We start from the raw sequence: 23430 nt of genomic DNA, 5'->3' as shown, positions 1-23430 counted from the left end.
GGGCGGGCGGTGTTCAGGAGGGTCCCTGCCCGGAGGTGAGGTCGAGGTAGGCGTCGTCGAGGGTGGTGTCGGTGATGCGCAGGCCCCGGGCGGTGACCGCGCGGCGGGCGAGCAGGGACACGAAGGCGTCGACGGTGGCGTCCGTGCCGGTCACGACGGTGCGGCCGTCGCGGGAGGTCACGTCCGCGGCGCCGGGCAGGGCGGTGAGTTCGGTCGGGTCCAGGGGGCTGTCGTCGGCGAAGGAGATCATCCGGGCGGTGGCGGAGCGGCCGATGAGCCCGGCGGGGGTGTCGAGGGCCGTGACCCGGCCCCGGTCGATCACCGCGATGCGGTCGCAGAGCCGCTGGGCCTCCTCCATGACGTGGGTGACGAGGAGGACGGTGACCCCGCCCGCGCGGATGTCCTCGACGAGCGCCCAGGTGTCGCGGCGGGCCCGGGGGTCGAGCCCGGTGGTGAGTTCGTCGAGGACGACGGCACGGGGGTCGCCGACGAGCGCGAGGGCGATGAAGAGGCGCTGCTTCTGTCCGCCGGACAACTTCCCGAAGCGGACGTCCAGATGGGCGTCGAGCCCGAGCCGCGCGGCGAGCGCGCGCCAGTCGGCGGGCCGCTCGTAGAAGGAGGCGTACAGCTCCAGCGCCTCCCGGACGGTGAGTTTGGCCTGGAGCTCGCTCTGCTGGAGCTGGATCCCGAGCAGCCGGGTGATCCGGTCGTGGTCGGTGACGGGGTCGAGCCCCGCCACCCGCACCACGCCGGAGTCGGCGGTCCGGAGTCCGGCCACGCATTCGACGGTGGTGGTCTTTCCGGCGCCGTTGGGTCCGAGGATCCCGAAGATCTCTCCCTCGTCCACGGAGAAGGAGACGCCGTCGACGGCCTTCCGCTCCCCGTACGCCTTGCGCAGTTCCCGCACTTCGATCATCGGCATGCCCTCACGATCGCGCCCAGCGGGCCCCGTCCGGTATCGGCCGTCCCGCTCGAACCGCGGTCAGCCGATCGGTTGATGGCGCTACGACGACCGGGTCGGCGGGAGGGCCGTGGGATCCGACACGTACGTGGTGTCGACCATGCGGCTCAGCTTCCTCCGGGCGCGCGGCGCGTGACCGCGCTCCAGCCTGATCTCGGCGAGTGCCCGCGCGGGCCCCGTGACGACGTACGACAGCGCCAGGACGGGCGTGCTTCCGAGCGTGGCGGCGATCCGGCCCAGCGCCCCGGGGCTGTCCCGGAGCGCGACGACCAGCGTGCAGGTGTCGACGGGGGCGGCTTCGGGGAGCGGGGTGCCGGGGAGGAGGAAGCTGTCGAGTGCCATGGGTGTTCCTGTCCAGGTGTGCCGGCCGGGTGGGCCGTCGTGTCAGGGGTTCCGGGAAAACGAAAAGACCCCTCGTGGAACACGAGAGGTCTGCGTGCGGGCGGTGGCGTCGGCCGGGAGGGATCGCCTCCGGGTCACACCGGTGCCGGCACGCGGGCGCTGATAATGAGCCGCCGCAGCATGCGGACAGTTTCCCACGCGCGCCGCGATTCGAGAGGGACGTCTCACTCTCCGGACAGCGGTCCCTCGGCGGCGGGGAGCGCCACGAGGTCCGGCCGCGGGAGGCGGATCCCGTGGTCCCGGCCGAGGGCGCGGCGCCGCGCCGCCGGGCCTTCCGGTCAGCCGAGCGGCGCGGGCGGCACCGCCGGGGCCACCGGGGCCGCCGGGGCCACCGGCTCCCTCGCCGGCTCGGGGCGCGGCGGGGTGACGCGGAGGCGGGTGAGGACCTCCTCGCGGGCGACCGCCGGAAGGAAGTACCGCCACAGGGCCGCGACCTGTTCCAGGAGGTCGCGCCGGCCGGTCGAGATCTCGGAGAAGAGCTGCACGCCGGAGTACGAGGCCATCAGGATGGTGGCGAACTCCCGCTCGTCGACGGCGAAGCGCAGCTCGTTGCGGGTGCGCGCGGCGAGCAGCTGATGGTGGAAGAGCTCCGCCCACTCCTCGTACGCCGTGGCGTCCCGGCCACCGAACTCCTGCTGCTCGACGGCGAGTCGGACGCTCGCCCGGAACAGGACGTTGTCCTGGAGTTCGCGGGCGAGGTGGTAGCTGGTGTCGATGAGCCGCTGGAGCCCGTCCTGGCCCTCCGGGAGTTCGACGAAGCTCTGCTGCGCCGCGAGGACCGCCTCGGCCATCTCCTGCTTCGACTTGAAATGGAAGTACATCCCGCCCTGGGTGACCTGGGCTCTTTCCATGATCATCCGAATGCTGGCGGCATGGTATCCGCACTCGTCGAAGACTTCGGCGGCCGCCCGCAGGACGGTTTCACGCGTCCTGACGGCACGCTCCTGGCGGATTCTGGACATCGGGGGGCCTTGCCCTTCAAAAACGATCGATCGTTATTTTATGTCAACTTGCACGCTCGGCGCGCCGAGCGGCCGGGAGGAGTCGAGGAACCCCTCCCAGAGCGAGGCCCACAGCCGACCGCACTCCTCCCGGGGCGCCTCCAGCACCCGGGCCTGCCGGCCGCGGATCCAGTAGCCCGTCCCGTAGACGAAGTGGGCCACGAGCATCTCCACCTGCTCGGGACTCAGCCGGCCGGGCAGCTGTCCGCTCAGCCGGGCCTGCTGGGCCAGCCGCCGGACGGTCGCGAACCAGTGCGCGGACCAGGTCACGCCCGCGTCCGGCCGGTCGAGTTCGAGCCGGATGGAGGAGCGCACCTCGACGTACTCGTGGATGCTGCGCATCAGGTCGGACACCAGGTCACCGATCTGGCCCAGGGGTTCGCGCCCCGCCCTCACGGGCGCCGGCTCCCCCGGTGCGACGCCGACGAGTTGGCCGGCCCGCCGGATCACCGCGTCGGCGAGGTCCTCCTTGCGCTCGAAGTGGAAGGTGAGCGCACCCGTCGAGAGGCCGGCCGCCTTCGAGATCCGGCTCAGGGAAGTGCCCGCGTACCCGTGGCGGTCGAACTCGACCGCGGCGGTGCGGATGAGGGTCGCCCGTGTCCGTGCGGCCCGCTCTTGTGTCATGACTCTGGCCCTTGTCTCCTTGCCGGTGCACACCCCTCCCAGCAGGGGCGCCGACGGCGCCGCGCCGGCCGCGGCACCAGGGCCCGTCGCGATGTCGTCCGAGGTAAAGACTGTACAAAGAAGGGCCGCCGTCCGGATCGCCACGTCGCCACCCTCGGCTCGATCTGGCCGCAACTTACAGAACGTTCGCCTTGTTTACGCCCCCTCGTGCAGCAGGAATCCTTGTGACGCTCCTCACGGCGGAGGGGGTGCACCGGCGCGAAGTGAGCGCAGTTCAGCCAATCGCGGCTCGATCGAAGCGGCGTGCCGCCTCGCCGCGAGGGCTCTCCATCAAGCGTTCGAGCGAGGGTGGCCGAGAGCTTCTTCGGCCGACGGATGGCTTGAAGTGACCCTTCGGATCCAGGTCGACAAAAAAAACGATCGTCCTTTACCTTTCATGAGCCGCAGGGCATGCGGCCATCTACGGACGACGACGTTCGTGCTCTCGATCGAACGCAGGCATCTGCTCGTAGGGTTCGGAGTACTGCACATGTCCTTGATTCCTCCTCTTCCGACCGCTGGAGTGACCCCCGTGTCACGGAAGCTGGTCCACAAGTCCGCCGTCAGCGAGGTCCTTCTCACCGGCTACGAGCCGCTGGGCGACGACACGTTCGCCGTGACCGCCCAGTGGCCCCGGTCGCACGGCTTCTACGAGGTCGTGGCGGGGTCGCACGACCCCCTGCTCGTCGTCGAGACGGTCCGCCAGTGCATACCGTTACTCAGCCACCTCGGCTACGGAGCCCCCGACGACCACCGGCAGATCTGGGACAACCTGACCTGGTCCGTCACACCCGGGGCGCTGCGGGCCACCACGGCCCCCGCCGACCTCCGCCTGATCGTCCGGTGCCGCGACGTCGTGAGCCGGGGCGGCCGGCCCGTGGCGATGGTGCTCTCCGCCGAACTCCTGCGCGACGGCGCTCCGCTGGGCACCGCGACGACGCGCTTCACGAGTCATTCCCCTTCCGTCATCACGCGCCTGCGCGGCCCCTACCGGAAGGTCCTCAGCTCGGCCCTGCCGCCGGTCGCGCTGCCCGCCCCCGTGCCGGCCGACCGCGTCGGAAGGGCCCGCCCCCGGGACGTCGTCCTGGCGCCCGGCGACGGTCCGCACCGGTTCCGGCTGCGGACGGACGGCAGACACCCCGTCCTCTTCGACCACGAGACGGACCACGTTCCCGGGATGCTCCTCGTGGAAGCGGCGCGCCAGGCGACGCTCGCGGTCGTCCACCCGGACTCGGTGCGGATCACCGGGATGGACAGCGTCTTCGACAGGTACGTCGAACTCGGCAGCCCCTGCCTCGTCGAGGTCGAGCTGCTCTCCGAGGCGTCCTCGGCCGAGGTGACCACCCGCGTCACGGCCGTCCAGGACGGAGCGACGGCCTTCACGACCCTCGTCAGCGGGCGGCGCTCGCCCGCCGTCGACCACTTCGCGGGGAGCTACTGACCCGGTGCCCGCGCCGGATCGGACCGGGCGCGGAGCCCGCATCCGCCGGAGCACGGCCGGGAAGCCGCCGCGATGCCGGAGCGCCGTTCTCCCGCGCCGAGCGGGCACGGGCGGCGTCCGCCGACGGCGGGCCACACGAACCAGGGGGAGATCATGCAGGAGACGGAGCGGACAACTCAGCGGAGGGACGGCGGGCGCTCCCCGTCCGCACCCGAGGCCGTCGTGGGGTGGCACCCCCAGCGGCTCTCGGCGGATCCCCCCGAGGTGCGGCTGGCGGACTGGCCCGCCAGTGTGGCCCTCGTCAGAGACACCGTCCTGCGCGCGAGCGTCGGGGACCTGTGCCTGATGCTCACCCCCGAACTCCTCGACGATCCAGGCGTGTTCGCGCAGGTACGGACCCTGAGCAGCGACGCCGTCGCCGGCGGCGCGCGGGTGCGCGTCCTCCTCCAGGTCGAGGCCGAGAACTGCGACGCCCTGGCCGGCCACATCCGGAGGATGGCCGACACGGGGGCCCGGATGCGGGCCATGTCCCGGTCGGGGGGACCGATGGTCGTCATCGACGACGACCTCGCGGTCCTGCCGACCCTGCCGGACCTCTCCACGCGGCACTGCACGCTGCTCCGCGGACGGGCGCTGGTCGCCGCGTACCGGGCGCTCTTCGACACGGCCTGGCGGCTCAACGCCTGGGAGGACGGCCTCGGGTTCCCGTTGGGGCACCCGTCGCACGACCCCATCGGCCTCACGGCGCGCGAGCGCGAGGCATTGCAGCTGCTCGCCGAGGGGCTCACCGACGAAGGCATCTCGCGGCGGACGGGCCTGTCCGTGCGGACCCTCAGGCGGGTCATCGCGGGAGTGATGCTGCGTATGGGGGCCCAGAGCCGCTTCCAGGCCGGGGCGGAAGCCGCTCGACGGCACCTGATCTGAGCGCGCGCGGGTCCCGGGGGCGACACGCCTCCCGGGACCCGCGCGACGCCGCGGTGACGCGGTGGGTCACGGCGTGGAGAGCAACGGGCGGAGCGAATTCCGCCTCGTTCTTCGCGTAACCCGCCTCATTCTTCGCGTACTCCGCCTCGTTCTCCGCGTACTCCGCCTCGTTCTCCGCGTACGCCGAATCAGGTCAGATTCCGGTGCGGGAAAGGTCGCCCTCCGCGTACCGCTCACCCGCGGGCGCACTCACGGAATCGAGCCGGCGGACGTGGTCGTCCGCGAGGGAGATCGAGGCGGCGGCCGCGTTCTCGGTGACCCGCGAGGCGCGCCTCGTACCGGGAATGGGAACGATGTCGTCACCCTTCGCGAGAATCCACGCCAGCGCGACCTGGGCAGCTGTCGCACCGATCTCCGAGGCGACGGAAGCGACCTCGTCCGCGAACTTGAGATTTTCCTCGAAATTACCGTTCTCGAAACGGGGGGTGGACAGCCGGAAATCATTCTCGTCCAGGATTTCACGGCTCCGGATGGCCCCGGTCAGAAAACCCCGGCCCAGGGGCGAGTAGGCGACGACGCCGATTCCGAGCTCCCGCAGGGCGGGCAGCAGCGTCTCGGTGGGCTCGCGGGTCCAGATCGAGTACTCGATCTGGAGCGCGGAGACGGGGTGGACCGCGTGCGCGCGGCGCACCGTCTCCAGGCCCGCCTCGGAGAGGCCGATGGCGCGGACCTTGCCCTCCGCGACCAGCTCCGCCATCGCGCCCACCGTCTCCTCGATCGGCGTGCCGGGGTCGACCCGGTGCTGGTACAGGAGGTCGATGTAGTCCGTGCCCAGGCGCCGCAGCGAGCCCTCCACGGCGGTGCGGACGTTCTCCGGGGAGCTGTCGAGGACGCCCGCCCCCGCGCCGGCGTGCGAGACGAGACCGAACTTGGTGGCGATCACCGCTTCGGAGCGGCGCCGGCCGACGGCGCGGCCGACGAGCTCCTCGTTGACGAACGGGCCGTAGATCTCGGCCGTGTCGATGAAGGTCATCCCCCGGTCCAGGGCCTCGCGGACGGCCCGCTCGGCCTCCGCGTCGTCGCTGCCCGCCCCTGTGTAGTAGTCGGACATCGACATGGCTCCCAGACCGATCCGGGACGTTTCGAGACTGCCGAGCGAAACCTTCTGCACGGAAAACCCTTTTCTCTCCTGCGGGCCGGTCGGACGGCCTGACAGAGCGCAATCTACCGTCCGCACAGGGCCGCACCGTCCACGGGAACGGCCCCTGGCAGGCAGCTGCCACGAAGAATCCCGCCCCATGGCATGAAGCCGCCCCCGGGGTGGCATCAAGCGGCCACTCGCTTCCCGTACCCGAATCCCGGTGCTCTAATTTTCCCGGTACGCAGATCCGGTCGGAGAAACTGGAGCAGTCGATGCCGAAAGAGACACTCGGTCCCATACCCGTGAACGAGGCGTACGCGACCGAACAACTGGCACGGCGCATGGGAATCGAAATCGTCACATGCGAACCGGGCCTCGTGGTGGGGACCATGCCGGTGGCGAGCAATCGGCAGCCCCTCGGAATCCTGCACGGCGGGGCGAACGCGGCTTTCGCGGAAACCCTGGGATCCGTGGCGGCCTTCCTCTACGCCGGCCCCGGCGGCAACGCCGTGGGCATCGACCTGTCCTGCGTGCACCACCGGTGGGTCTCCTCGGGAGTCCTCCGCGGAGTCTGCACCCCCCTCGCCGAACGCATGACCATGGCGACGTACGAGATCAGCATCCGCGACGAAGCGGACCACCGCGTCTGCACCGCGCGTCTGACCTGCGCCGTCCGGCGCCGCAAGCCGAGGCAGCCGCGGAGCCGCCCCGGCGGGGCGGTGCCGCCGCGAACGGCCTACGCCACCGGCCGTGCCACGCCGTGAACCCACCCCTCGATTCCACCCCGCGCAACCACCCCGCGCACCCACCCCGTGCACCCACGCCGTGAACCCACGCCGTGAACCCACGCTGTGAACGGAGCACCCATGACAACGAGTTCAGCACCACCGAGGGCGGAGTCCGTGGACGATCTCCTCGGACCCGCCGGCGGGCGGTTCTTCGGCCGGGGCTTCCGCCGGGTCGCCTACGAGATCGGCGACGTCCGCCTGGTCCCCGGCCCCCAGGGCACCGCGACGGCGACGTCGACCGTCGGCGTCCGGTACCCCGCCGACTGGTCGAAGAAGAAGGCCGGGTCGGACCTGCGCCCTCACTTCAGCACCGTCGACGGCCTCGTCATCGCGGCCCAGCTGGCCGAGGCGTGCCTGAGCGGGCCCGGCGGCGGTCTGCGGGACGCCTGGCTGCGCCGCGTACGGATCTCCGCCGGCACCGCTCCCCAGGAGGACCTCACGGGCCTGCGCGCCGACGCCGTCCTGCGCGGCACCGAGGCGGCGCGGGAGCCCGGCAGGGCGGTGTCGCGCGTGGACTGCTCGATCGGCACGATGCGCGTCCGCGCCGAGGTGGAGCACTCCGCGGCCCACCGGCCCTCCGGGGCGTACGAGGGCGGACTCGACGCCCTCCTCGGCCCGGCGCCCGCGCGCTACTACGGCACCGGCTTCACCCTCCGCACCCAGCACATCCGCCAGGTCGACGTCGACCCGGGGCAGCCGCGCGCGTCCGCCCTGCTCGACCTGACCCACGACGACGCCACCGTGCCCGACGCCGGACTCGAAGGCGCCTTCCAGCCGTCCGCCTCGATGATCGACGCGTTCGTCACGGCGCTCCAGCTCGGCCAGGTCATGCTGTACGACCTCGACGACATGCGCCGCCAGGACAGCAACACGCTGTGGATGCGGCAGACCACCCTCACCGCCTCGCGCCCCGACCGGGGCGACACCGCGCTCCCCGTCGAGGTCGAGCTGGCGGAGACCGAACTGCACCGCATGCGCGGAGAGACGTGGCGGACCCTCGACATCGTGGGCCGGCTGCCCGGCCTGCGGGTGCGTTCCGCGGTCGCCCACCAGCTCCCGGAAGGCCACGTCAGCGCATGAACCGAGCAGCAGTGATCGCCGGCGTGGGGGGCCACGTACCCGCCCGCGTGGTGACCAACGACGAACTGGCCACGCGCTTCGACACCTCGGACGCCTGGATCCGCAGCAGGACCGGCATCGCGCAGCGCCATGTGATCGACGCCGGCGTCACCACCAGCGACCTCGCGGCCGAGGCCGGCCGGAGGGCCCTGAAGAACGCCGGAGAGGACGCCGCCGACCTGGTCATCGTCGCCACGACCAGCCCGGACCGGCCCTGCCCGGCCACCGCGCCCACCGTCGCCGCCAAGATCGGGCTCGGCGAGGTGCCGGCCTACGACGTGGCCGCGGTCTGCTCCGGCTTCCTGTACGGCCTCCAGGCCGGTGCCGGCGCGGTGCTCGCCGGATACGCCCGGCGCGTCCTGGTCATCGGCGCCGAGGCGTTCAGCACGCTGCTCAGCCCGACCGACCGGACCACCGCCGTCATCTTCGGCGACGGAGCCGGAGCCGTGCTGCTGCGGCCCGGCCGAGCGGACGAGCCGGGCGCCGTGCACGACATCCACCTCGCCAGCGACGGCACGATGGCGGACCTGATCACGGTGCGCGGCGGCGGCGCCGAGGAGCGCGCCGGCGGCGGGACACCGCGCGAGGAGCACCGGTACTTCCAGATGGAGGGGAAGTCGGTCTTCCACGCGGCGGTGCGCCGCATGACGCAGTCCTCCCGGACGACCCTGGCCCGCACCGGGTGGGAGATCGAACAGGTCGACCGGCTCGTGGGCCATCAGGCCAACACCCGCATCCTGCACGCCGTCGCGGAGCAGCTCGGCCTGCCGCCCGAGCGCGCCGTGATCAACATCGACCGGGTGGGCAACACCTCGGCGGCCTCCATTCCGCTCGCCCTGGCGGACGGGATGGAGCGGGGCGAACTCCGCACCGGGAACCGGGTGTTGCTGACCGCCTTCGGCGGCGGCGCGACCTGGGGGTCCGCGACGGTGACCTGGCCCGACCTGCCCCTCTCCTGAACGCCGCTCATCAACTCCCTTCCGTCCCACCCTTTCCACAGAAACGAGGCACCCCATGTCCGGATCCGTCGCGACGATGATCATCGAGATCCTCACCGGCAAGTTCGACGTCCCCGCCGAGGACGTCACCCAGACCACCGTCCTCGAGGACGTCGAGGTGGACTCGCTCGCCCTCCTGGAGATCTCCCTCATCCTGGAGAAGCGCCTGGGCGTCTCCATAGAGGAGGGAGTCCTCAACTCCCGGCAGACCGTCGAGCAGGCCGCGGACGTCATCGCGCGCCTCGACGACACCGCGCCGGCCGCGGTCTGAGCGCCGGAGCCACGGTGCGCATCGTCCTGCTCCGGCACGGAGAGACCGACCGCAACACCGCCGACCTCTTCCAGGGGCAGGCCGACCTCCCGCTGAACGCCGCGGGCAGGAGGCAGGCACGCGAGGCCGCCGAGGCCCTGAGCCCCGGCGCCTGGGCCGCGGTCTACTCCTCGCCGATGATCCGCGCGGTACAGACGGCGTCGTACGCGGCCGAACACCTCCGCGCGCCGCACCACGTGCTCGACGGGCTGCGCGAGCGGCACCTCGGAGACCTGGACGGCCGGCACCGCGCCACCTTCGGGCGGCAGCACCCGGACGCCCTGCGCCGGCTGCTGGACGACCTCGACCACGCCCCCGCCGGAGGCGAGACCGGCCGGGCCGTGCTCTCCCGCTCGGCCCGCGCCCTCGTCGACATCGCGCGGGCCGAGCGCGGGAGCGGCGGGGCGGTCCTGGTCGTCACCCACGGCGGGGTCCTGAACCTGCTGGCCCGCGCCCTCACGGGCAGGGCCTCCGGGCACCGCCCGCTCGTCGCCACCTGCGCCGCGGCCTGCCTCGACGTCGAGTGGCCGCCGCAGGGCGGACCGCACGCCGTGCTCCGGGCCGACGGCGTCGCCGCCCGCGACTGCGAACCCGACGTCCTCCCCCGCGCGCTCCCCGGCGGCGGCCCGTCCGTCGCCCTGGAGGACCTCGCCACCGAAGCCCCCGACGCCGCCCCCGCCGCGTCCCCCACCGACCCCGACCCCGACACCGAAAGGGCCCTGCTGCCATGAGTATCGAGATCACCGTCGTCTTCGACGTCGAACCCACCCGGTTCCCCGCCGTCCAGGCCGCCTTCCGGGACCTGTGCGAGGCCACCCGCCAGGAGGAGGGCGCCCTCCGCTTCGACGCCCTGCTGTCGGCGGACCACCCGCACTCCGTCGTCCTGGTCGAGGAGTGGGCCGACCAGGACGCCATCGACCTGCACATGAAGCAGCCGTACGTGGCGGAGTTCCTCACCCTGGTCGAGGGCGCCTACACCCGCACGCCGGCCGTGCACCGCCTGCGCCCCCTCGACGTCTGAGCCATGAGCGACGACGTACGAGAGCGCCCCCGCGTCCTGATCGTCGGCGCCGGACCGGTGGGCATGGTCCTCGCCTGTGAACTCCTCACGCACGGCGTGCGGGTGGACATCATCTCCAAGCTGCGCCGGGAGAGCCCGCACTCCCGCGCCACCATCCTGTGGCCGCGGGTCCTGGAACTCCTGGACCGGGTCGGCGTCGGACGGAAACTGGTCGAGAGCGGCCACTACTTCGACCAGATGAACTACTACTCGCAGAAGAAGCTGATCGGGCTGATCCGCTTCGACCGGCTGCGCGGCGTCACGTACCCCTTCGCCATCACCATCCCGCAGTGGCGCACCGAGCAGGTGCTGGAGGGCCACCTCTCCGAACTGGGCGGCGCCATCGCCTACGACACCACCTTCGTCGGGGGCGCGCAGGACCCGGACGGCGTGGACTGCGTCCTCCAGCTCCCCGACGGGAGCCAGGAGAAGCGCCGGTACGACTACGTCGTCGGCGCGGACGGCCACAAGAGCGCCGTACGTGAGGCGTTCGGCTTCGAGTTCGCGGGGCGCACCCTGCGCACCCGGCTCGCCATCACCGACGCCGAGATCCTCGGGGAGACCACGAGCAGCGAGGCCGCCTACTACCTCACGCGCGGCGGCAACATGGTGCTGGCCCCGCTCGGCGACGGGATCTTCCGCGTCGGCGCCAGCGTCCCGGACGGCTGGACAGGCGACCAGCCCGACCGGGCCTTCTTCGAGAAGCTCCTCGCGGAACGGGTCCCCGGGAACCGCAGGCTCGGCGAGATGAAGTTCAGCGGGGTCTTCACCGCGCACGTCCGCTCGGCCGGCCGCTACGCCCGAGGCCGGGTCTACCTCACCGGCGACGCCGCCCACGCCATGAGCCCCTCGGGCGCTCAGGGCGTCAACACCGGCATCCAGGACGCGGTCAACCTCGGCTGGAAGCTGGCCGGCGTCGTCCGCGGCGCCTATCCCGCCGACCTGCTGAGCACCTACGACACCGAACGGCGGCCCGCCGTCGACGCGGTGGCGGACCTGTCGACCCGGCTGGCCCGCATCGGCCTGTACTCCAGCCGCCGCAAGACCCTCGCCCGCGACCTCGCCTACCGGGTGGGCAGCGGCACCCGCGCCCTGGAGAAGCTGCTCGCCCCCCGCCTCGCGCAGGTCGACACCCACTACGGCCCGCGACCGCGGCGCGGCACGTTCGTCCCCGGAGAGCGCGTGCCCCTGGGCTGGCTGGACGCGGGCGGCGCCCCGGTGCTGGCCGTCCACCGGTACACCGTCCTGCTGTGGCCGGGGCTCCAGTACGGCCACGACGCCTGGGTGTCCCTGGTGGCCGCGCTGCGCGGGGAGCTGACGGCGGCGGCCGTGCACGACCTCGGCGGCCGGCCGACCGGCCCGCTGCTCCCCCGCCTCCCCCGGACGGCGCACGCGCTGCTGGTGCGCCCCGACGGGCACCTCGACGCGATGGTGCCCCTCGACGTCCACCGCTCCGCGGACACCGTCCGGGCCGTGGCCTCGGCACTCGGCCGCCGGGGCACGGGCCTCGCGACGGAGCCGGCCGTGCTGCGGCCGGCCGTCTGACACCCCACCCGTACACCCGTCCACCCATCCCCTTTTCTTCCATCCTCCCGAAGGAGCACACCATGACCGACACCACCGCGCCCCGCGTCGTCCTCACCGAGGTCGACGACATGACGCCCGAACAGCGCGCCGTCTACGAGAAGTTCCAGTCCAACCTGACCCGGGCGCTGCTGCTCACCAAGGACTCCGCCGCGGCGCACCTCGCCCTCGGCGGCACCTTCACCGTCGGCCTGCTGAGCCTGCTCGACCGTGAGGTCGTCGTCCTGCGCGTGGCCCACCTGCGGGACAGCGAGTTCGAGCGCTTCCTGCACTACCCGCTCGCGCGGAAGGCCGGCCTGGACGACACGGAGATCAAGGCGATCGAGGAGGCCGACTACGCCCAGCTGCCGCCCGGGCGCGCGGCGCTCGTGCGGTACGTCAGCGAGTGCATGGAGCAGCACAAGGCGAGCGCGGAGGCGTTCTTCGCCCTGCGCGAGTTCTACGACCAGCACGAGATCGCGGAGATCACCCACCTCGCCGGCCACAGCGCGATGACCGCGATGTACCTGGCCAGCCTCGACATCCCGCTCGACGAGGGCATCGCGTCCTGGGGCCGGCTGACCGAGGTCCGGGACGCCGTCCAGGGCCAGTCGGGCTGAGGGGAGCGACGGTGCAGTACGTCCGGCTGGGGTCCTCCGGCCTGAAGGTGTCCCGCCTGGCGCTCGGTTGCATGAGCTACGGCGAACCGGGGAGGGGCACCCATCCCTGGTCGCTGGACGAGGAGGAAAGCCTCCCGTACATCGCCCAGGCGCTCGATCTCGGCATCAACTTCTTCGACACCGCGAACGTCTACTCCCTGGGCACCAGCGAGGAGTTCCTGGGGCGCGCCCTGCGCAAGCTGACGCGCCGCGAGGACGTCGTCGTCGCGACCAAGGTGTACGAGAAGCTGACCGAGAACCCGCTGTCCGGCGGCCTGTCGAGGTCGGCGATCCACCGTGAACTGGACGCCAGCCTGCGGCGCCTGGGCACGGACTACATCGACCTCTACATCGTCCACCGCTGGGACCACGACACTCCGATCGAGGAGACGATGGAGGCCCTGCACGACGTCGTCCGCGCCGGCAAGGTCCGCTACATCGGCGCGTCCTCCATGCACGCCTGGCAGTTCGTGAAGGCGCAGTACGTCGCCGACCTGCACGGCTGGACGCGTTTCGTGAGCATGCAGAACCACTACAACCTCCTCAACCGGGAGGAGGAGCGGGAGATGATCCCGTTCTGCCACGCGGAGGGCGTGGGGGTGACGCCGTGGAGCCCGCTGGCCCGGGGCCGTCTCGCCCGGCCCTGGGACACGGAGTCGCCGCGCACCGCGGGCGATCCCGTCCAGGACCGCTTCTACGGTCCCACCGAGCGGGCCGACCGGCAGGTCGCCGGCGCCGTCGCCGAGGTCGCCGCCGCGCGCGGCGTCCCCATGGCCCAGGTGGCCCTCGCCTGGATGCTCGGACGGCCCGGCATCACCGCCCCCGTGGTGGGGGCGACCCGGCCGCACCACCTCACGGACGCCGTCGCGGCGCTCGACCTGAGGCTGGACGCCGCCGAGACCGCCCGGCTGGAAGCACCGTACGTGCCGCACGCCGTCGTGGAATACGTCTGATCGTGAACAGGTGGATACGACATGGCCATAGCTGACTACGCCCTCGCCCGGCCGCGCGGCCGGCGCACCGTCGACGAGGTGAGCCGGGCATCGGGGTACACCCCCGAGAAGCTGGCGCAGATCCTGCCGTCGGAGACCTTCTCGGTGCTCGCCGACGACGAGACCCCCTGGGGTCTGGGGCTCGACGCCGCGCGCGACCTGCTCCGGCGCTCCCCGGTGCCGCTCGACGACATCGGCCTCGTGCTCTACGCGGGGTCCAGCGAGTGGGGCACGCCCTTCTGGTCGCCCGCCGCGAAGATCGCCGCGGAACTCGGCATCGGGAACGCGCACTGCTTCGAGGTCTCCAACTTCTGCAACGCGGGCATGGTCGCGGTGAAGCTGGCCGACGAGCAGGTCCGTGCGGGTGCTCACCGGCACGCGCTGGTGATCGTCTCCGACCGGCTGAGCCGGCTGGTGGACTACTCCACCGGCTACTTCGAGCTGTTCAACTTCGCGGACGGCGCCGCGGCCGTCCTGGTGTCGGAGCAGGGCCGGTACGAGGTGCCGGCCGCCGCGCACCACACCGACCCCCAGTGGGTGGACTCCTACTACGGGGTGCTCCGGGAGGGGGAGGTGAAGGTCGAGCGCGGGGAGAAGCTCGACGGGCTGGGCGAGGCGTTCCTGGAGAACTTCACCGGGCTCACCCACCGGGTGCTCGGGGAGATCGGGGCGACGGTGGACGACGTCGACCACTTCCTCGTGACCCACGGCAACCAGGACACCCAGCGCAAGTTCCTGGCGGAGCTCGGGGTCCCGGAGAGCCGCAGCGTGTTCCAGTACCACCTGGACGGCCACCTCGGAGGGACCGATCCCTTCCACGCGCTGCGCGAACTGGAGGAGGCGGGCCGCGTCCGTACGGGCAGCCTGGTCCTCGTGGTCACGGGCGGCTCGGGCTTCACCTGGGGCGTGACGGCGTTGCGCCGCGTCTGAGGCGGGCGCGCGGCGAAGGGGCCCGGCCGGAAACTCTCCGGCCGGGCCCCTTCACGCCGTCCTCAGCCGCCGGCGGACTCCAGGTCCACCTTCAGGAGCCGCAGCGACGCCTCGTGCGGGGAGTCGGGCTCGGCGTGGTAGAACTTCAGGATGTTGCCGTCCGGCAGTTGGGCGGACTGGTACATCAACTCCAGCTCGCCGACGACCGGGTGGTCGAAGAGCTTCGTGCCCTCGACGCAGTTGGCCACGTCCTGGCGGCACCAGAGCGAGCCGAACTCGCTGCTGTTGATGGTGAGTTCGCCGATCAGGCCGGCCAGCTCCGGGTCGTGGCGGTGGCTCCCGGTGATGAAGCGCAGATAGGCGACGTTCGCCTCGGACTCGGTGCGCCAGTCGGCGTACAGGGATCGCACGCGCTCGTCCAGGAAGTTCATCTTGATGATGTTCGGGCGCCGGTCCGGGTCGTCGACGAGGCCGAGGTCGAGGTGCGGCGCGAACAGCGCGTGGAAGACGGGGTTCCAGCCGACGATGTCGCAGCGGTAGTTCAGCACGGCCGCGGCGACGGAGTCGAAGGACTCCAGCAGCATCCTGGTGGGGGCGGCGAGTTGTCCGTCCCGGGGCTTGCTCCGTCCCGGCTGCTCCGGGGAGCCGATCTTCAGGAGGTAGTCCTGCTCGTCGCTGTTGAGCTCCAGCGCACGCGCGATGGACAGCAGCACCTGGGGTGAGGCGTGCGCGGTGTGCGACTGCTCCAGCCTGGTGTAGTAGGTCTGGCTGACCCCCGCGAGGGTCGCCACCTCCTCGCGGCGCAGGCCGGGCACCCGGCGGACGCCGCCGCCCGGGCGCAGCCCCGCCTGCTCGGGCCGGACGCGCTCCCGCATCTGCCGGAGGTAACTGCCGAGGTCCGCGTTCATGATCTGGTCCACCTCTCTCATTATGAAGAGTCCCGGCGCCAGGGCAATCGGCACCGGGGGTATGGCAGGAAGCGGCCGGTGAGCGGAGGCTCCGCTCACCGGCCGCTTGACGACGGCCGCGCGGGGGATCAGTCGGTCGTCGTCGTTCGGGGGGACCGGGCGCGCAGCACGAGCCACAGCACGAGGCCGACCACGACCTGTGCCGAGCCGGTCACGCCGATCGCGGTGTGGATGCCGGTGAGTTCCTCGGCGGCCGTCACGGAGCCGTGCCCGATGACGCTCGCGAAGACGGCGCTGACCAGCGGGATGCCGATGGCGATGCCGACCTGCTGGCTCTGGGTGGCCATGCCCGTGGCCATGCCCTGCGAGTCGGCGTCGGCCGAGGAGGTGGCGATGACCATGAAGCACAGCGCGGCGAGCATCGAGAAGAAGGCGTTGACGAACTGGGTGACGATGAGCGGGAGGAGCCAGAAGGAGTCCGCCGAGGCCCACACCCCGAACAGCATGAAGGCGCCCTGGAGGAACAGCGAGATCCCGAGCAGCGAACGGGGCGACACCTTCTGCAGGATGCGGGGGCCGACGACGCCGGCGATGATCTGCCCGACGCCGATGCCGAGGAGCACGAGGCCCGCGGTCATGGAGGACAGGCCGAGGACGTTCTGCACGTAGAGCCCGGTGAAGAAGATCAGCGCGGTCTCCCCTCCGAAGATGAAGAGGGCCGCCAGGTTGCCGAGGGCGATGTCCGGCTTCTTGAGGATCTTCACGGGGACCAGGGCGTCGGCGGTACGGCTCTCGACCGCCCAGAACGCGACGAGCAGGACGGCGCCGAGTGCCAGGGAGGCGCCGGCCAGGGCGTCGAGACCCTCCTCGCCGACCCGGGTGACGCCGTAGATGCCGGCGAACATGCCGAGGGTGATGAGGACCGCGCCGGGCACGTCGATCCGGCCGCGCCGCTCGGCCCGGCTCTCCGGCACGACCAGGGGCACGACCAGGATCGCGGCGATGGCCACCGGGATGTTGATGAAGAAGGCCCAGCGCCAGGAGAGGGCGTCGGTGAGCACGCCGCCGAGGACGGCTCCGACGCTGAACCCGGCGCTCATCATGATGCCGTTGAGGCCCAGGGCGCGGGCGCGCAGGGTCGGCTCGGTGAAGGCGGTGGTGAGCAGGGCGAGTGCGGCCGGCGTCACCGCCGCGGTGGCCAGGCCCTGGAGGGTACGGGCCACGAGCAGCATTTCCGGGGTGCCGGCGACGCCGCCGAGCAGCGACGAGACGGCCAGGACGACCATGCCGGCGGTGAAGATCCGCCGGCGGCCCACGAAGTCACCGACCCGGCCGAACACGAGGGTGCAGCCCGCGGCGCACAGCGCGAACATGGTGGTGATCCATTGCAGGCTCCCCGTCTCGAAGCCGAGGGCGACCCCGACCTCGGGGAGAGCCACGTTCAGTACGGAGAAGTCCGCGGCCATCATGAACTGGGACGCCAACAGCACGACGAGGGCCGCCGTCTGGCGGCCGCTCATCCGCGCGGTTGCCGAGGGCGCGATCGTCGCCTGCGCGGTTTCAACGCTAGTCATGGCTCCACCCTGATCCGCCCGGGCGCCCCCAGCCAGCCCCTCCTCCGGGCCACCACCGGCGAGGGTGGTACTGCCAGTGACACCCTCACCAGGGCGTCACTAGACCGGCTCCCGCCCCCGGCGGCCGCTCAGGCGTCCCCCTCGCGACCCGTCAGCGGTCACCGGCCAGGTCGAGATCGCGCCGGGGCGCCTCCTCCGGCTCCGGCGCCGGCTTCGGACGGCGCCACGGGGTGGCGAGCGGCGGGGAGACGGTGCGCCACCAGGGCTCGGCGGGCACCTTCCCGGCGGGCTCGAAGGGCTGGCCGGGGCGCGGCAGGGCGACCGCCTGGCCGGCCTCCTCCCCCGCGTCCTTCGTCCACTCGCCCGGTTCGGCCCAGGCGTGCGGGGCCAGGTTGAAGGTGGCCCAGTGGATCGGGAGGAGCACGCCTCCGGGGTGGCCGCCCTGGAGTCGAGGTGGGCCCTGAGGCCCTCGGCGGGGGTCATGTGGATGTCGGGCCAGAACTCGGAGTAGGCGCCGATCTGGATCATGGTGATGTCGAAGGGGCCGTGGGCCGCGCCGATGTCCTTGAAGCCCTGGAAGTAGCCGGTGTCGCCGCTGTGGAAGATCCGGTGGCGGGGGCCGCGGACCGACCAGGAGGCCCAGAGCGTGTGCTGCTGGTTGCGGATCGCGCGGCCGCAGAAGTGGCGGGCGGGGGTGGCGGTGAGGGTGAGGTCGCCGATCTCGGTGGACTCGTGCCAGTCCAGCTCGCGCAGCCGGGAGGCGGGTACGCCCCAGTGCTCCAGGTGGGCGCCGACGCCGAGCGGGACCGCGAAGAGGGTGTCGGTGCCGGCCAGCGCCTTGATCGTCGGCAGGTCGAGGTGGTCGTAGTGGTCGTGGGAGATCACGACCACGTCGACCGGACCGAGCGCGGCCAGCGGCGCGGGCGCCGGGTGGAGCCGCTTGGGGCCGACGAAGGAGAAGGGCGAGCAGCGCTCTCCCCAGACCGGGTCGAAGAGGATCCGCACCCCGTCGATCTCGGCGAGCACGCTGGAGTGGCCCAGCCAGGTGATCCGCAGGCCGGTGGCGGCCGGGCGGGCGAGGTCGGCGACGGTCGTCGGGTGGACGGGGATCACCCCGGCGGGGGCCCGGCGGGCGCGCGCCTCCTTCTCGAAGTAGATCTTGGCGAGCGCGGAGGTGGAACCGGACGGGCCGCGGCGGGCCTGCTCGGGGTTCTGGAAGACGCCGTCGGCGAAGTGCGGCGAGCGGCGGATGCGGGCCAGCCGCTCCCCCGTGGGCTCGGCGCCGAAGGACTCGGGCCGCAGGGTGCGCAGCCGGGCCCGCAGCGAACGGTCGGAGCCGGTACCGGTCACAGGACCTCCTGGTCGACGGTGGTCGTTCCATTATGGGCGGCGGCGCCGGGGATCGTCCCGGCCCGTCGGCCATACTGAACGGACGTTCAGTAAGACGACCCGGAGGAGTCCCATGACCACCGCCCCGCTCATCTCCCTCACCTGGACCGACCACGTCACCGGCCGCCGCGGCCATCTCGTCGTCGACCGGCTGGTCAGGGGCGTCGCGAGCGGCGGGCTGCGGATGCGGGAGGGGTGCGGCGCCGAGGAGGTCGCCGGGCTCGCCCGGGGGATGACCATGAAGGAGGCGCTGCACTGGGACCCGACCGCCCGGTACGTACCGCTGGGCGGCGCCAAGGGCGGCATCGACTGCGACCCCCGCTCCCCCGAGGCGTACGGCGTCCTGGTCCGCTACCTGCGGGCGATGCGGCCGTACGTGGAGCGGTTCTGGACCACCGGGGAGGACCTGGGGCTCACCCAGGAGACGGTGGACCGGGCGATGGCCGAGGCCGGCATCGACTCCTCGGTGCAGGCCGTCTTCCCGCTCCTGGAGGACGAGACGGCCGCCCGGAAGCGACTCGCGGACGCCTTCGCCGTCGAGGTCGACGGCATCGGCCTGGACGCCCTGGTCGGCGGGCTCGGCGTGGCCGAGTCGGTGCTGGTCGCCCTGGACCGGGCCGGCCGCCCGTACGAGGGCACCCGGGTCTCCGTGCAGGGCTTCGGCACCATGGGCGCGGCCACCGCCCGCTTCCTCGGCCGGGCCGGGCTCACGGTGGTGGCGGTCGCCGACGTGCGCGGCACGATCGTGAACCCGGACGGGCTCGACGTGGAGGCCCTGATCACGGCCAGGGACGGGCACGCCACCGTGGACCGGACGGCCCTGCGCCCCGGCGACCGGGAGGAGCCCGGCGACGCCTGGCTCGCCGTCGACGCGGAGGTGCTGGTGCCGGCCGCCGTCTCGTACGCGATCGACGGCGCGAACCAGGGACGGATCCGCGCCCGCTGGATCGCCGAGGCGGCCAACATGCCGGTGCTCCCGGAGGCCGAGGCGGCCCTCGCCGCGCGCGGGGTGACGGTGCTGCCGGACGTGGTGGTCAACTCCTGCACCAACGCCTGGTGGTGGTGGACGCTCTTCGGCGACGTCGAGGCCGACGCGGACCAGGCGTTCGCCCGGGTACGGAGCGCGATGCGGGCCCTGGCGAGCGCGACGCTCGACCGGGCCGAGGCCGACGGCGTGTCCCCCCGCGCGGCGGCGCACGCCCTGGTCGCGGAGCGGCTGCCGCTGATCGCGGAGCGCTACGGCTGGTACTGACCGACCCGCACCGGTCGTCGCGACGATCATGACCTCGTCATGTGCTGTGTAGGGTGACGAGCGTGGCGAGAGTGCGGTTGAGCGTGGCCGAGCGGCGCGAGGAGCTGCTGCGGGCCGCCGTCGAGCAGATCGAGGCGCGGGGTGCCACCGCCGTCCGGATCGCCGACGTGGCCGCCGCGCTCGGCGTCAGCAACGCGCTGGTGCTCTACCACTTCTCCACCAAGGAACAGCTGGTCGCCGCCGCCTTCGCGCACGCGGCCGAAGGCGATCTGGCCCAGCTGCGCCGGATCCTCGGACGCCGCTCGACGGCGGGGCGGCGGCTGCGCGCCGCCGTCCGCTGGTACGCCCCGACCGGGCAGGCCAAGGGCTGGCGGCTGTGGATCGAGGCGTGGGCGGCCGGGCTGCGCGACCCGGAACTGCGCCGGGTCGCCGCCGCCCTCGACCAGGAGTGGAAGTCCGCGCTGACCGCCGTGATCGAGGAGGGGGTCGCCGCCGGCGAGTTCCCCTGCCCCGACCCCCGGGGCGCCGCCTGGCGGCTCACCGCCTACCTGGACGGCCTCGCCGTCCAGACCACGGTCTACTCCGGCGGCCTCTCCCGTGCGGCGATGCTCCAGTGGGCGGACGCTGCCCTCACCCGCGAACTCGGCCTGCCCCCGGACGGGGGCTGACACCGGACGGGGGCTGACACCGGACGGGGGCCGACACCGGACGGGGGCCGACACCCGTCCGGCACCGGACAGGGGCTGCCCCCGGACGGAGCCGGCACCGGGGGGGCTGACCCGCCCCCCCCCTGGCGCGCCGCTCGTTCAGAGCAGTTCGAAGACGGCCGAGACGGTGACCTGCTCCTCGATCTCGCCGGGGGCGAGCGGCACGCTCGGCTCGTCGGCCGGCATGGACGGCATCGCCCCGTGGCCCGGCCGCAGCGACTCGCCCTCGCTGAGCGAGACCAGCCGGCCGAGCCGGTGGCCGCTCAGCCGGGCGTGCTGGGACGCCTTCTCGTACGCGTCCCGGTACGCGGCCTCGCGGGCCTTGGCGCGCAGTTCCTTCGGGTCGGCCACGTCGAAGACGACGCCGTTCACCCGTCCGCTGTCCCCGGTGGCGTCGTTGACGGCCCCGATGACCTGGCCGGCCCGGTCGATCCGCCGGACCTTCACGGAGAAGCTCTGGCTCGCCTGGTAGCCGGTCACCTTGGACTCGCCGCGGGTCGTCTGGGTGTAGACGGGGGTGACGGAGAGGCTCTCGGTGCGGATGTCCCGGTCCTCGACGCCCTCCCCGCGGAGGACCGTGAGCAGCGACTCGGCGGCGGTGGACTGCCCCGCCATCGCCTCCTTGGCCGTCGCCTTGGTGACCTCCACGCCCACCGAGAGGATCGCCAGGTCGGGGGCGGCGGAAGCGCTGCCGCTGCCCGTGACGGTGACCGTCGCCGGGGCCTCGGCCCGGACGGCGGCGCGCGGGGCGGACCGCTCGGCGGCGGCCGTCGCGGGGGCGGCGGTGCCGAGGAGGAGCGCTCCGAGCACGGCGCCGCCGGCGGTGGCGGCGAACAGCCGGGCGGCGCGGACACGGCGGTCCTGGCGGGCGGGCGCGGGGCGGTGCGGCACGGGCGGTCCCTTCGACGGTGGGTGCCGGTGGCTCCGGCGGGCACATCCCAGCACCCGGAGCCCTCGCCTCCCGGGCGCCACTCCTGACCGGCGCCGCCCTTCACCTCTCCGTACCAGCGGGCCGGCCCCCCGCACCGCGGGGCCCGCGCCGCGTCAGGTCTGGACGAGGGGCTCGTACGCCTCCGCGCCCAGGCCGAAGGTCCAGGCCACGCCCTCGCGCGCGGTCCGGGTGGCGGGCGGTACCCGCAGCCAGTAGGTGCGGTGGCTGCCGTCGGGCTCGGGCGTCGAGTTGACCACCTCGACCATCACGACGTCCTCGTCGTCGTCCAGCGCGATCCGCCACAGCACGCCCGCCTCGTCCCCGCCCTCGGGGCGGGCCCCGGAGTCGTCAAGAAAGCGCTCGTAGCCGTAGAACTCCAGCATCACCCGGCGCAGTTCGGCGTTCTCCTCCTCGCGGATCCGCTCCGGGGCGAGGTCCGCGAGCCCGGCCAGGAAACCGGGCGTGACCGGCATGCCCCGCCAGGCGTGGAGGGCGAAGCCGTCCCGGTGGGCGAGGGCCGGGCCGTCGCCCCGGTCGAGCCGGCCGGCCTCGTCCCGGTGCAGCTCCACGGGGCGCTCGCAGACGACGGCGACCCTCTCGTACGGCCACCACCAGCCGGCCTGCTCCGCGACGGCCGCGAGGCCGGCGAGCCTGCTCCCCTGCCCGTCGAAGGCGGCGAGCCAGGCGGCGTCGTGCTGGCCGAGCACCGCGTCGTACAGCAGCTCGCGGCCGGCGAGCTCGGTGAGGACGCCCGGCTCCTCCCGCTCCCCGAGCACGTCCAGGATCCCCGCCCTGACCCGCTCGGCGAGCGCCCGCGTCGGTTCCCAGAGCCGGGCGCCGGTGGCCTGCCAGTGCGCCGTCCAGCCAGCCGGTCCGAGCGCGTCGTGGAGTCTGCGCCGCTCCTCCGCCCACGGCAGCGTGCGCACCTCCTCGCGCACCGAACGGCCGCGGTCCGCGAGGCCGGCGACCAGCTCGACCCCGGCGAGCGGCGAGTCCGCCCAGACGACCCGCTCCGGCGCGGGGAGCCCGGCGGCGGCGTAGGCCAGCCGGATCCCGGCCTCGACGGCGGTCCGGTCGGCGGGCCCTGTGGCCGCCGCGACACCCCGCCACTTCTCGTACACGTCCCCGCCGTTCATCGCCCCGTCCCCCACCCTCGTCACCTCTGCCGCCTTCGTCACCGCTGCCACCTCTGCCACGACCTTCATGTCCGTCACGTCCCCCACCTCTGCCACGTCCCCCGCGCCTCCCCACCCGCTCCGGCCCCGCCCCGGTCAGTCCGCCACGATCCGGTACGCCCCCGGCACGTACTCCCGCTGCCGCACCACCCGGTACCAGCCCCGGGGGAGGACGATCGGCGCGTGCTCCTCGTGCACCAGCCGGCCGCCCTCGGGCAGGTCGAGGAGGAAGGGGCCGTACGGACCCGGCTCCCGCACCAGCCGGCCGGGGCCCGGCACCGCGTGGGCGTGTCCGGTGACCTCGCCGAAGGCGAGCACGAGCCGTCCCCTGCCGTCCCTCGGCTCGCCCCGCGCGTCCTTCGCCCGGGCGGGCACGGCCCGCTCGTCGACGGGCACGATCAGCACGTCCCCCTGCCGGTACATGGCTCTCCCCTTTCCCGTCCGGAGCCCATCGCCCGAACACGAGAACGACGCTAGAGGCCGCCACTGACAACGCGTCGGATCCGCCCACCCGCCGCCCCCGGCTGTCGGTGGGACTTGGT

24 protein-coding genes and 1 pseudogene are annotated in these 23430 nt (G+C 73.0%); 14 read left to right on the top strand and 11 right to left on the bottom strand.

Going from position 1 to position 23430, the window contains the following annotated elements:
- Positions 1-13: 13 nt before the first annotated feature.
- The 4 genes from ACIGHB_RS01610 to ACIGHB_RS01595 all read right to left on the bottom strand — a co-directional run bounded on the left by ACIGHB_RS01610 (position 14) and on the right by ACIGHB_RS01595 (position 2988).
- Entirely contained in the window at positions 14-922 is a 909-nt protein-coding gene (locus ACIGHB_RS01610; protein ID WP_399908616.1) for an ABC transporter ATP-binding protein, read from the bottom strand.
- Between the two features lie 81 nt (positions 923-1003).
- On the bottom strand, positions 1004-1303 hold the full coding sequence (locus ACIGHB_RS01605) for a hypothetical protein (protein WP_399908614.1): 300 nt from the start codon (positions 1301-1303) through the stop codon (positions 1004-1006).
- A gap of 338 nt (positions 1304-1641) precedes the next feature.
- Positions 1642-2325, bottom strand: coding sequence for a ScbR family autoregulator-binding transcription factor (locus ACIGHB_RS01600; protein ID WP_399908612.1), 684 nt, complete (start codon positions 2323-2325; stop codon positions 1642-1644).
- A 33-nt stretch (positions 2326-2358) separates the two neighbouring features.
- The gene (locus ACIGHB_RS01595; RefSeq protein ID WP_399908610.1) at positions 2359-2988 is read right to left on the bottom strand and encodes a TetR family transcriptional regulator; all 630 of its coding nucleotides are present in this window, start codon (positions 2986-2988) and stop codon (positions 2359-2361) included.
- A gap of 571 nt (positions 2989-3559) precedes the next feature.
- On the opposite strand from ACIGHB_RS01595, the gene ACIGHB_RS01590 reads away from it, so the two are divergent.
- Positions 3560-4468 (top strand): ScbA/BarX family gamma-butyrolactone biosynthesis protein, encoded by a 909-nt coding sequence (locus ACIGHB_RS01590; RefSeq protein WP_360312393.1) that lies wholly within the window; start codon positions 3560-3562, stop codon positions 4466-4468.
- 153 nt (positions 4469-4621) lie between these two features.
- Positions 4622-5392, top strand: a complete 771-nt coding sequence (locus ACIGHB_RS01585; RefSeq protein ID WP_399908608.1) for a LuxR C-terminal-related transcriptional regulator — start codon at positions 4622-4624, stop codon at positions 5390-5392.
- 193 nt (positions 5393-5585) lie between these two features.
- Here ACIGHB_RS01585 and ACIGHB_RS01580 read toward each other — a convergent pair whose 3' ends face one another.
- Positions 5586-6563, bottom strand: coding sequence for an aldo/keto reductase (locus tag ACIGHB_RS01580; RefSeq protein WP_399908606.1), 978 nt, complete (start codon positions 6561-6563; stop codon positions 5586-5588).
- A 242-nt stretch (positions 6564-6805) separates the two neighbouring features.
- Between ACIGHB_RS01580 and ACIGHB_RS01575 the strand changes: the two genes are divergently transcribed.
- The 10 genes from ACIGHB_RS01575 to ACIGHB_RS01530 all read left to right on the top strand — a co-directional run bounded on the left by ACIGHB_RS01575 (position 6806) and on the right by ACIGHB_RS01530 (position 14952).
- On the top strand, positions 6806-7297 hold the full coding sequence (locus tag ACIGHB_RS01575; protein WP_399908605.1) for a hotdog fold thioesterase: 492 nt from the start codon (positions 6806-6808) through the stop codon (positions 7295-7297).
- 138 nt (positions 7298-7435) lie between these two features.
- Positions 7436-8401: an AvrD family protein gene (locus ACIGHB_RS01570; RefSeq protein WP_399908603.1), complete on the top strand. Its 966-nt coding sequence runs from the start codon at positions 7436-7438 to the stop codon at positions 8399-8401.
- Positions 8398-9399, top strand: coding sequence for a beta-ketoacyl-ACP synthase III (locus tag ACIGHB_RS01565; RefSeq protein ID WP_399908601.1), 1002 nt, complete (start codon positions 8398-8400; stop codon positions 9397-9399). The genes ACIGHB_RS01570 and ACIGHB_RS01565 overlap by 4 nt, the downstream gene beginning before the upstream one ends.
- A gap of 55 nt (positions 9400-9454) precedes the next feature.
- The gene (locus ACIGHB_RS01560) at positions 9455-9709 is read left to right on the top strand and encodes an acyl carrier protein (RefSeq protein ID WP_360312405.1); all 255 of its coding nucleotides are present in this window, start codon (positions 9455-9457) and stop codon (positions 9707-9709) included.
- Between the two features lie 14 nt (positions 9710-9723).
- On the top strand, positions 9724-10479 hold the full coding sequence (locus ACIGHB_RS01555; RefSeq protein ID WP_399908598.1) for a histidine phosphatase family protein: 756 nt from the start codon (positions 9724-9726) through the stop codon (positions 10477-10479).
- On the top strand, positions 10476-10769 hold the full coding sequence (locus ACIGHB_RS01550; protein ID WP_360312409.1) for a putative quinol monooxygenase: 294 nt from the start codon (positions 10476-10478) through the stop codon (positions 10767-10769). The genes ACIGHB_RS01555 and ACIGHB_RS01550 overlap by 4 nt, the downstream gene beginning before the upstream one ends.
- A 3-nt stretch (positions 10770-10772) precedes the next feature.
- A complete protein-coding gene (locus tag ACIGHB_RS01545) occupies positions 10773-12353 on the top strand; it encodes an FAD-dependent monooxygenase (RefSeq protein ID WP_399908596.1) in 1581 nt (526 codons plus the stop codon).
- A gap of 62 nt (positions 12354-12415) precedes the next feature.
- Positions 12416-12991, top strand: a complete 576-nt coding sequence (locus ACIGHB_RS01540; protein WP_360312413.1) for a carboxymuconolactone decarboxylase family protein — start codon at positions 12416-12418, stop codon at positions 12989-12991.
- A gap of 11 nt (positions 12992-13002) precedes the next feature.
- Positions 13003-13983, top strand: a complete 981-nt coding sequence (locus tag ACIGHB_RS01535) for an aldo/keto reductase (protein ID WP_360312415.1) — start codon at positions 13003-13005, stop codon at positions 13981-13983.
- Between the two features lie 21 nt (positions 13984-14004).
- On the top strand, positions 14005-14952 hold the full coding sequence (locus ACIGHB_RS01530; protein WP_360312417.1) for a ketoacyl-ACP synthase III family protein: 948 nt from the start codon (positions 14005-14007) through the stop codon (positions 14950-14952).
- Between the two features lie 62 nt (positions 14953-15014).
- Here the strand turns inward: ACIGHB_RS01530 and ACIGHB_RS01525 are convergent, their stop codons facing one another.
- The 3 genes and pseudogenes from ACIGHB_RS01525 to ACIGHB_RS01515 form a co-directional block, all read right to left on the bottom strand.
- Positions 15015-15872: a helix-turn-helix transcriptional regulator gene (locus tag ACIGHB_RS01525; RefSeq protein ID WP_399908593.1), complete on the bottom strand. Its 858-nt coding sequence runs from the start codon at positions 15870-15872 to the stop codon at positions 15015-15017.
- A 116-nt stretch (positions 15873-15988) separates the two neighbouring features.
- Positions 15989-17434 carry an MFS transporter gene (locus ACIGHB_RS01520; RefSeq protein WP_399908591.1) on the bottom strand — a complete coding sequence of 482 codons (1446 nt, stop codon included), beginning with the start codon at positions 17432-17434 and terminating at the stop codon, positions 15989-15991.
- A gap of 151 nt (positions 17435-17585) precedes the next feature.
- Positions 17586-18784, bottom strand: a pseudogene (locus ACIGHB_RS01515) (MBL fold metallo-hydrolase).
- Between the two features lie 112 nt (positions 18785-18896).
- Between ACIGHB_RS01515 and ACIGHB_RS01510 the strand changes: the two are divergent.
- Together ACIGHB_RS01510 and ACIGHB_RS01505 are read left to right on the top strand one after the other, a co-directional pair.
- A complete protein-coding gene (locus ACIGHB_RS01510; RefSeq protein WP_360312425.1) occupies positions 18897-20075 on the top strand; it encodes a Glu/Leu/Phe/Val dehydrogenase dimerization domain-containing protein in 1179 nt (392 codons plus the stop codon).
- Positions 20076-20137: 62 nt separating this feature from the next.
- Positions 20138-20743, top strand: a complete 606-nt coding sequence (locus ACIGHB_RS01505) for a TetR/AcrR family transcriptional regulator (RefSeq protein WP_360312427.1) — start codon at positions 20138-20140, stop codon at positions 20741-20743.
- A gap of 138 nt (positions 20744-20881) precedes the next feature.
- On the opposite strand, the gene ACIGHB_RS01500 is transcribed toward ACIGHB_RS01505, so the two are convergent.
- The 3 genes from ACIGHB_RS01500 to ACIGHB_RS01490 all read right to left on the bottom strand — a co-directional run bounded on the left by ACIGHB_RS01500 (position 20882) and on the right by ACIGHB_RS01490 (position 23311).
- Positions 20882-21673 carry an SIMPL domain-containing protein gene (locus ACIGHB_RS01500; protein WP_360312429.1) on the bottom strand — a complete coding sequence of 264 codons (792 nt, stop codon included), beginning with the start codon at positions 21671-21673 and terminating at the stop codon, positions 20882-20884.
- Between the two features lie 153 nt (positions 21674-21826).
- Complete coding sequence (locus ACIGHB_RS01495) at positions 21827-22849, bottom strand: DUF6745 domain-containing protein (RefSeq protein ID WP_399909342.1); 1023 nt, start codon at positions 22847-22849, stop codon at positions 21827-21829.
- Positions 22850-22984: 135 nt separating this feature from the next.
- Positions 22985-23311, bottom strand: a complete 327-nt coding sequence (locus tag ACIGHB_RS01490; RefSeq protein ID WP_360312431.1) for a hypothetical protein — start codon at positions 23309-23311, stop codon at positions 22985-22987.
- Positions 23312-23430: the final 119 nt, after the last annotated feature.

The sequence above is a fragment of the Streptomyces sp. NPDC085460 genome (assembly GCF_044541975.1).
GTDB lineage: Bacteria > Actinomycetota > Actinomycetes > Streptomycetales > Streptomycetaceae > Streptomyces.
The sequence above is the reverse complement of the archived record's forward strand: the minus strand, read 5'-3'. Positions and strand labels throughout refer to the sequence as shown.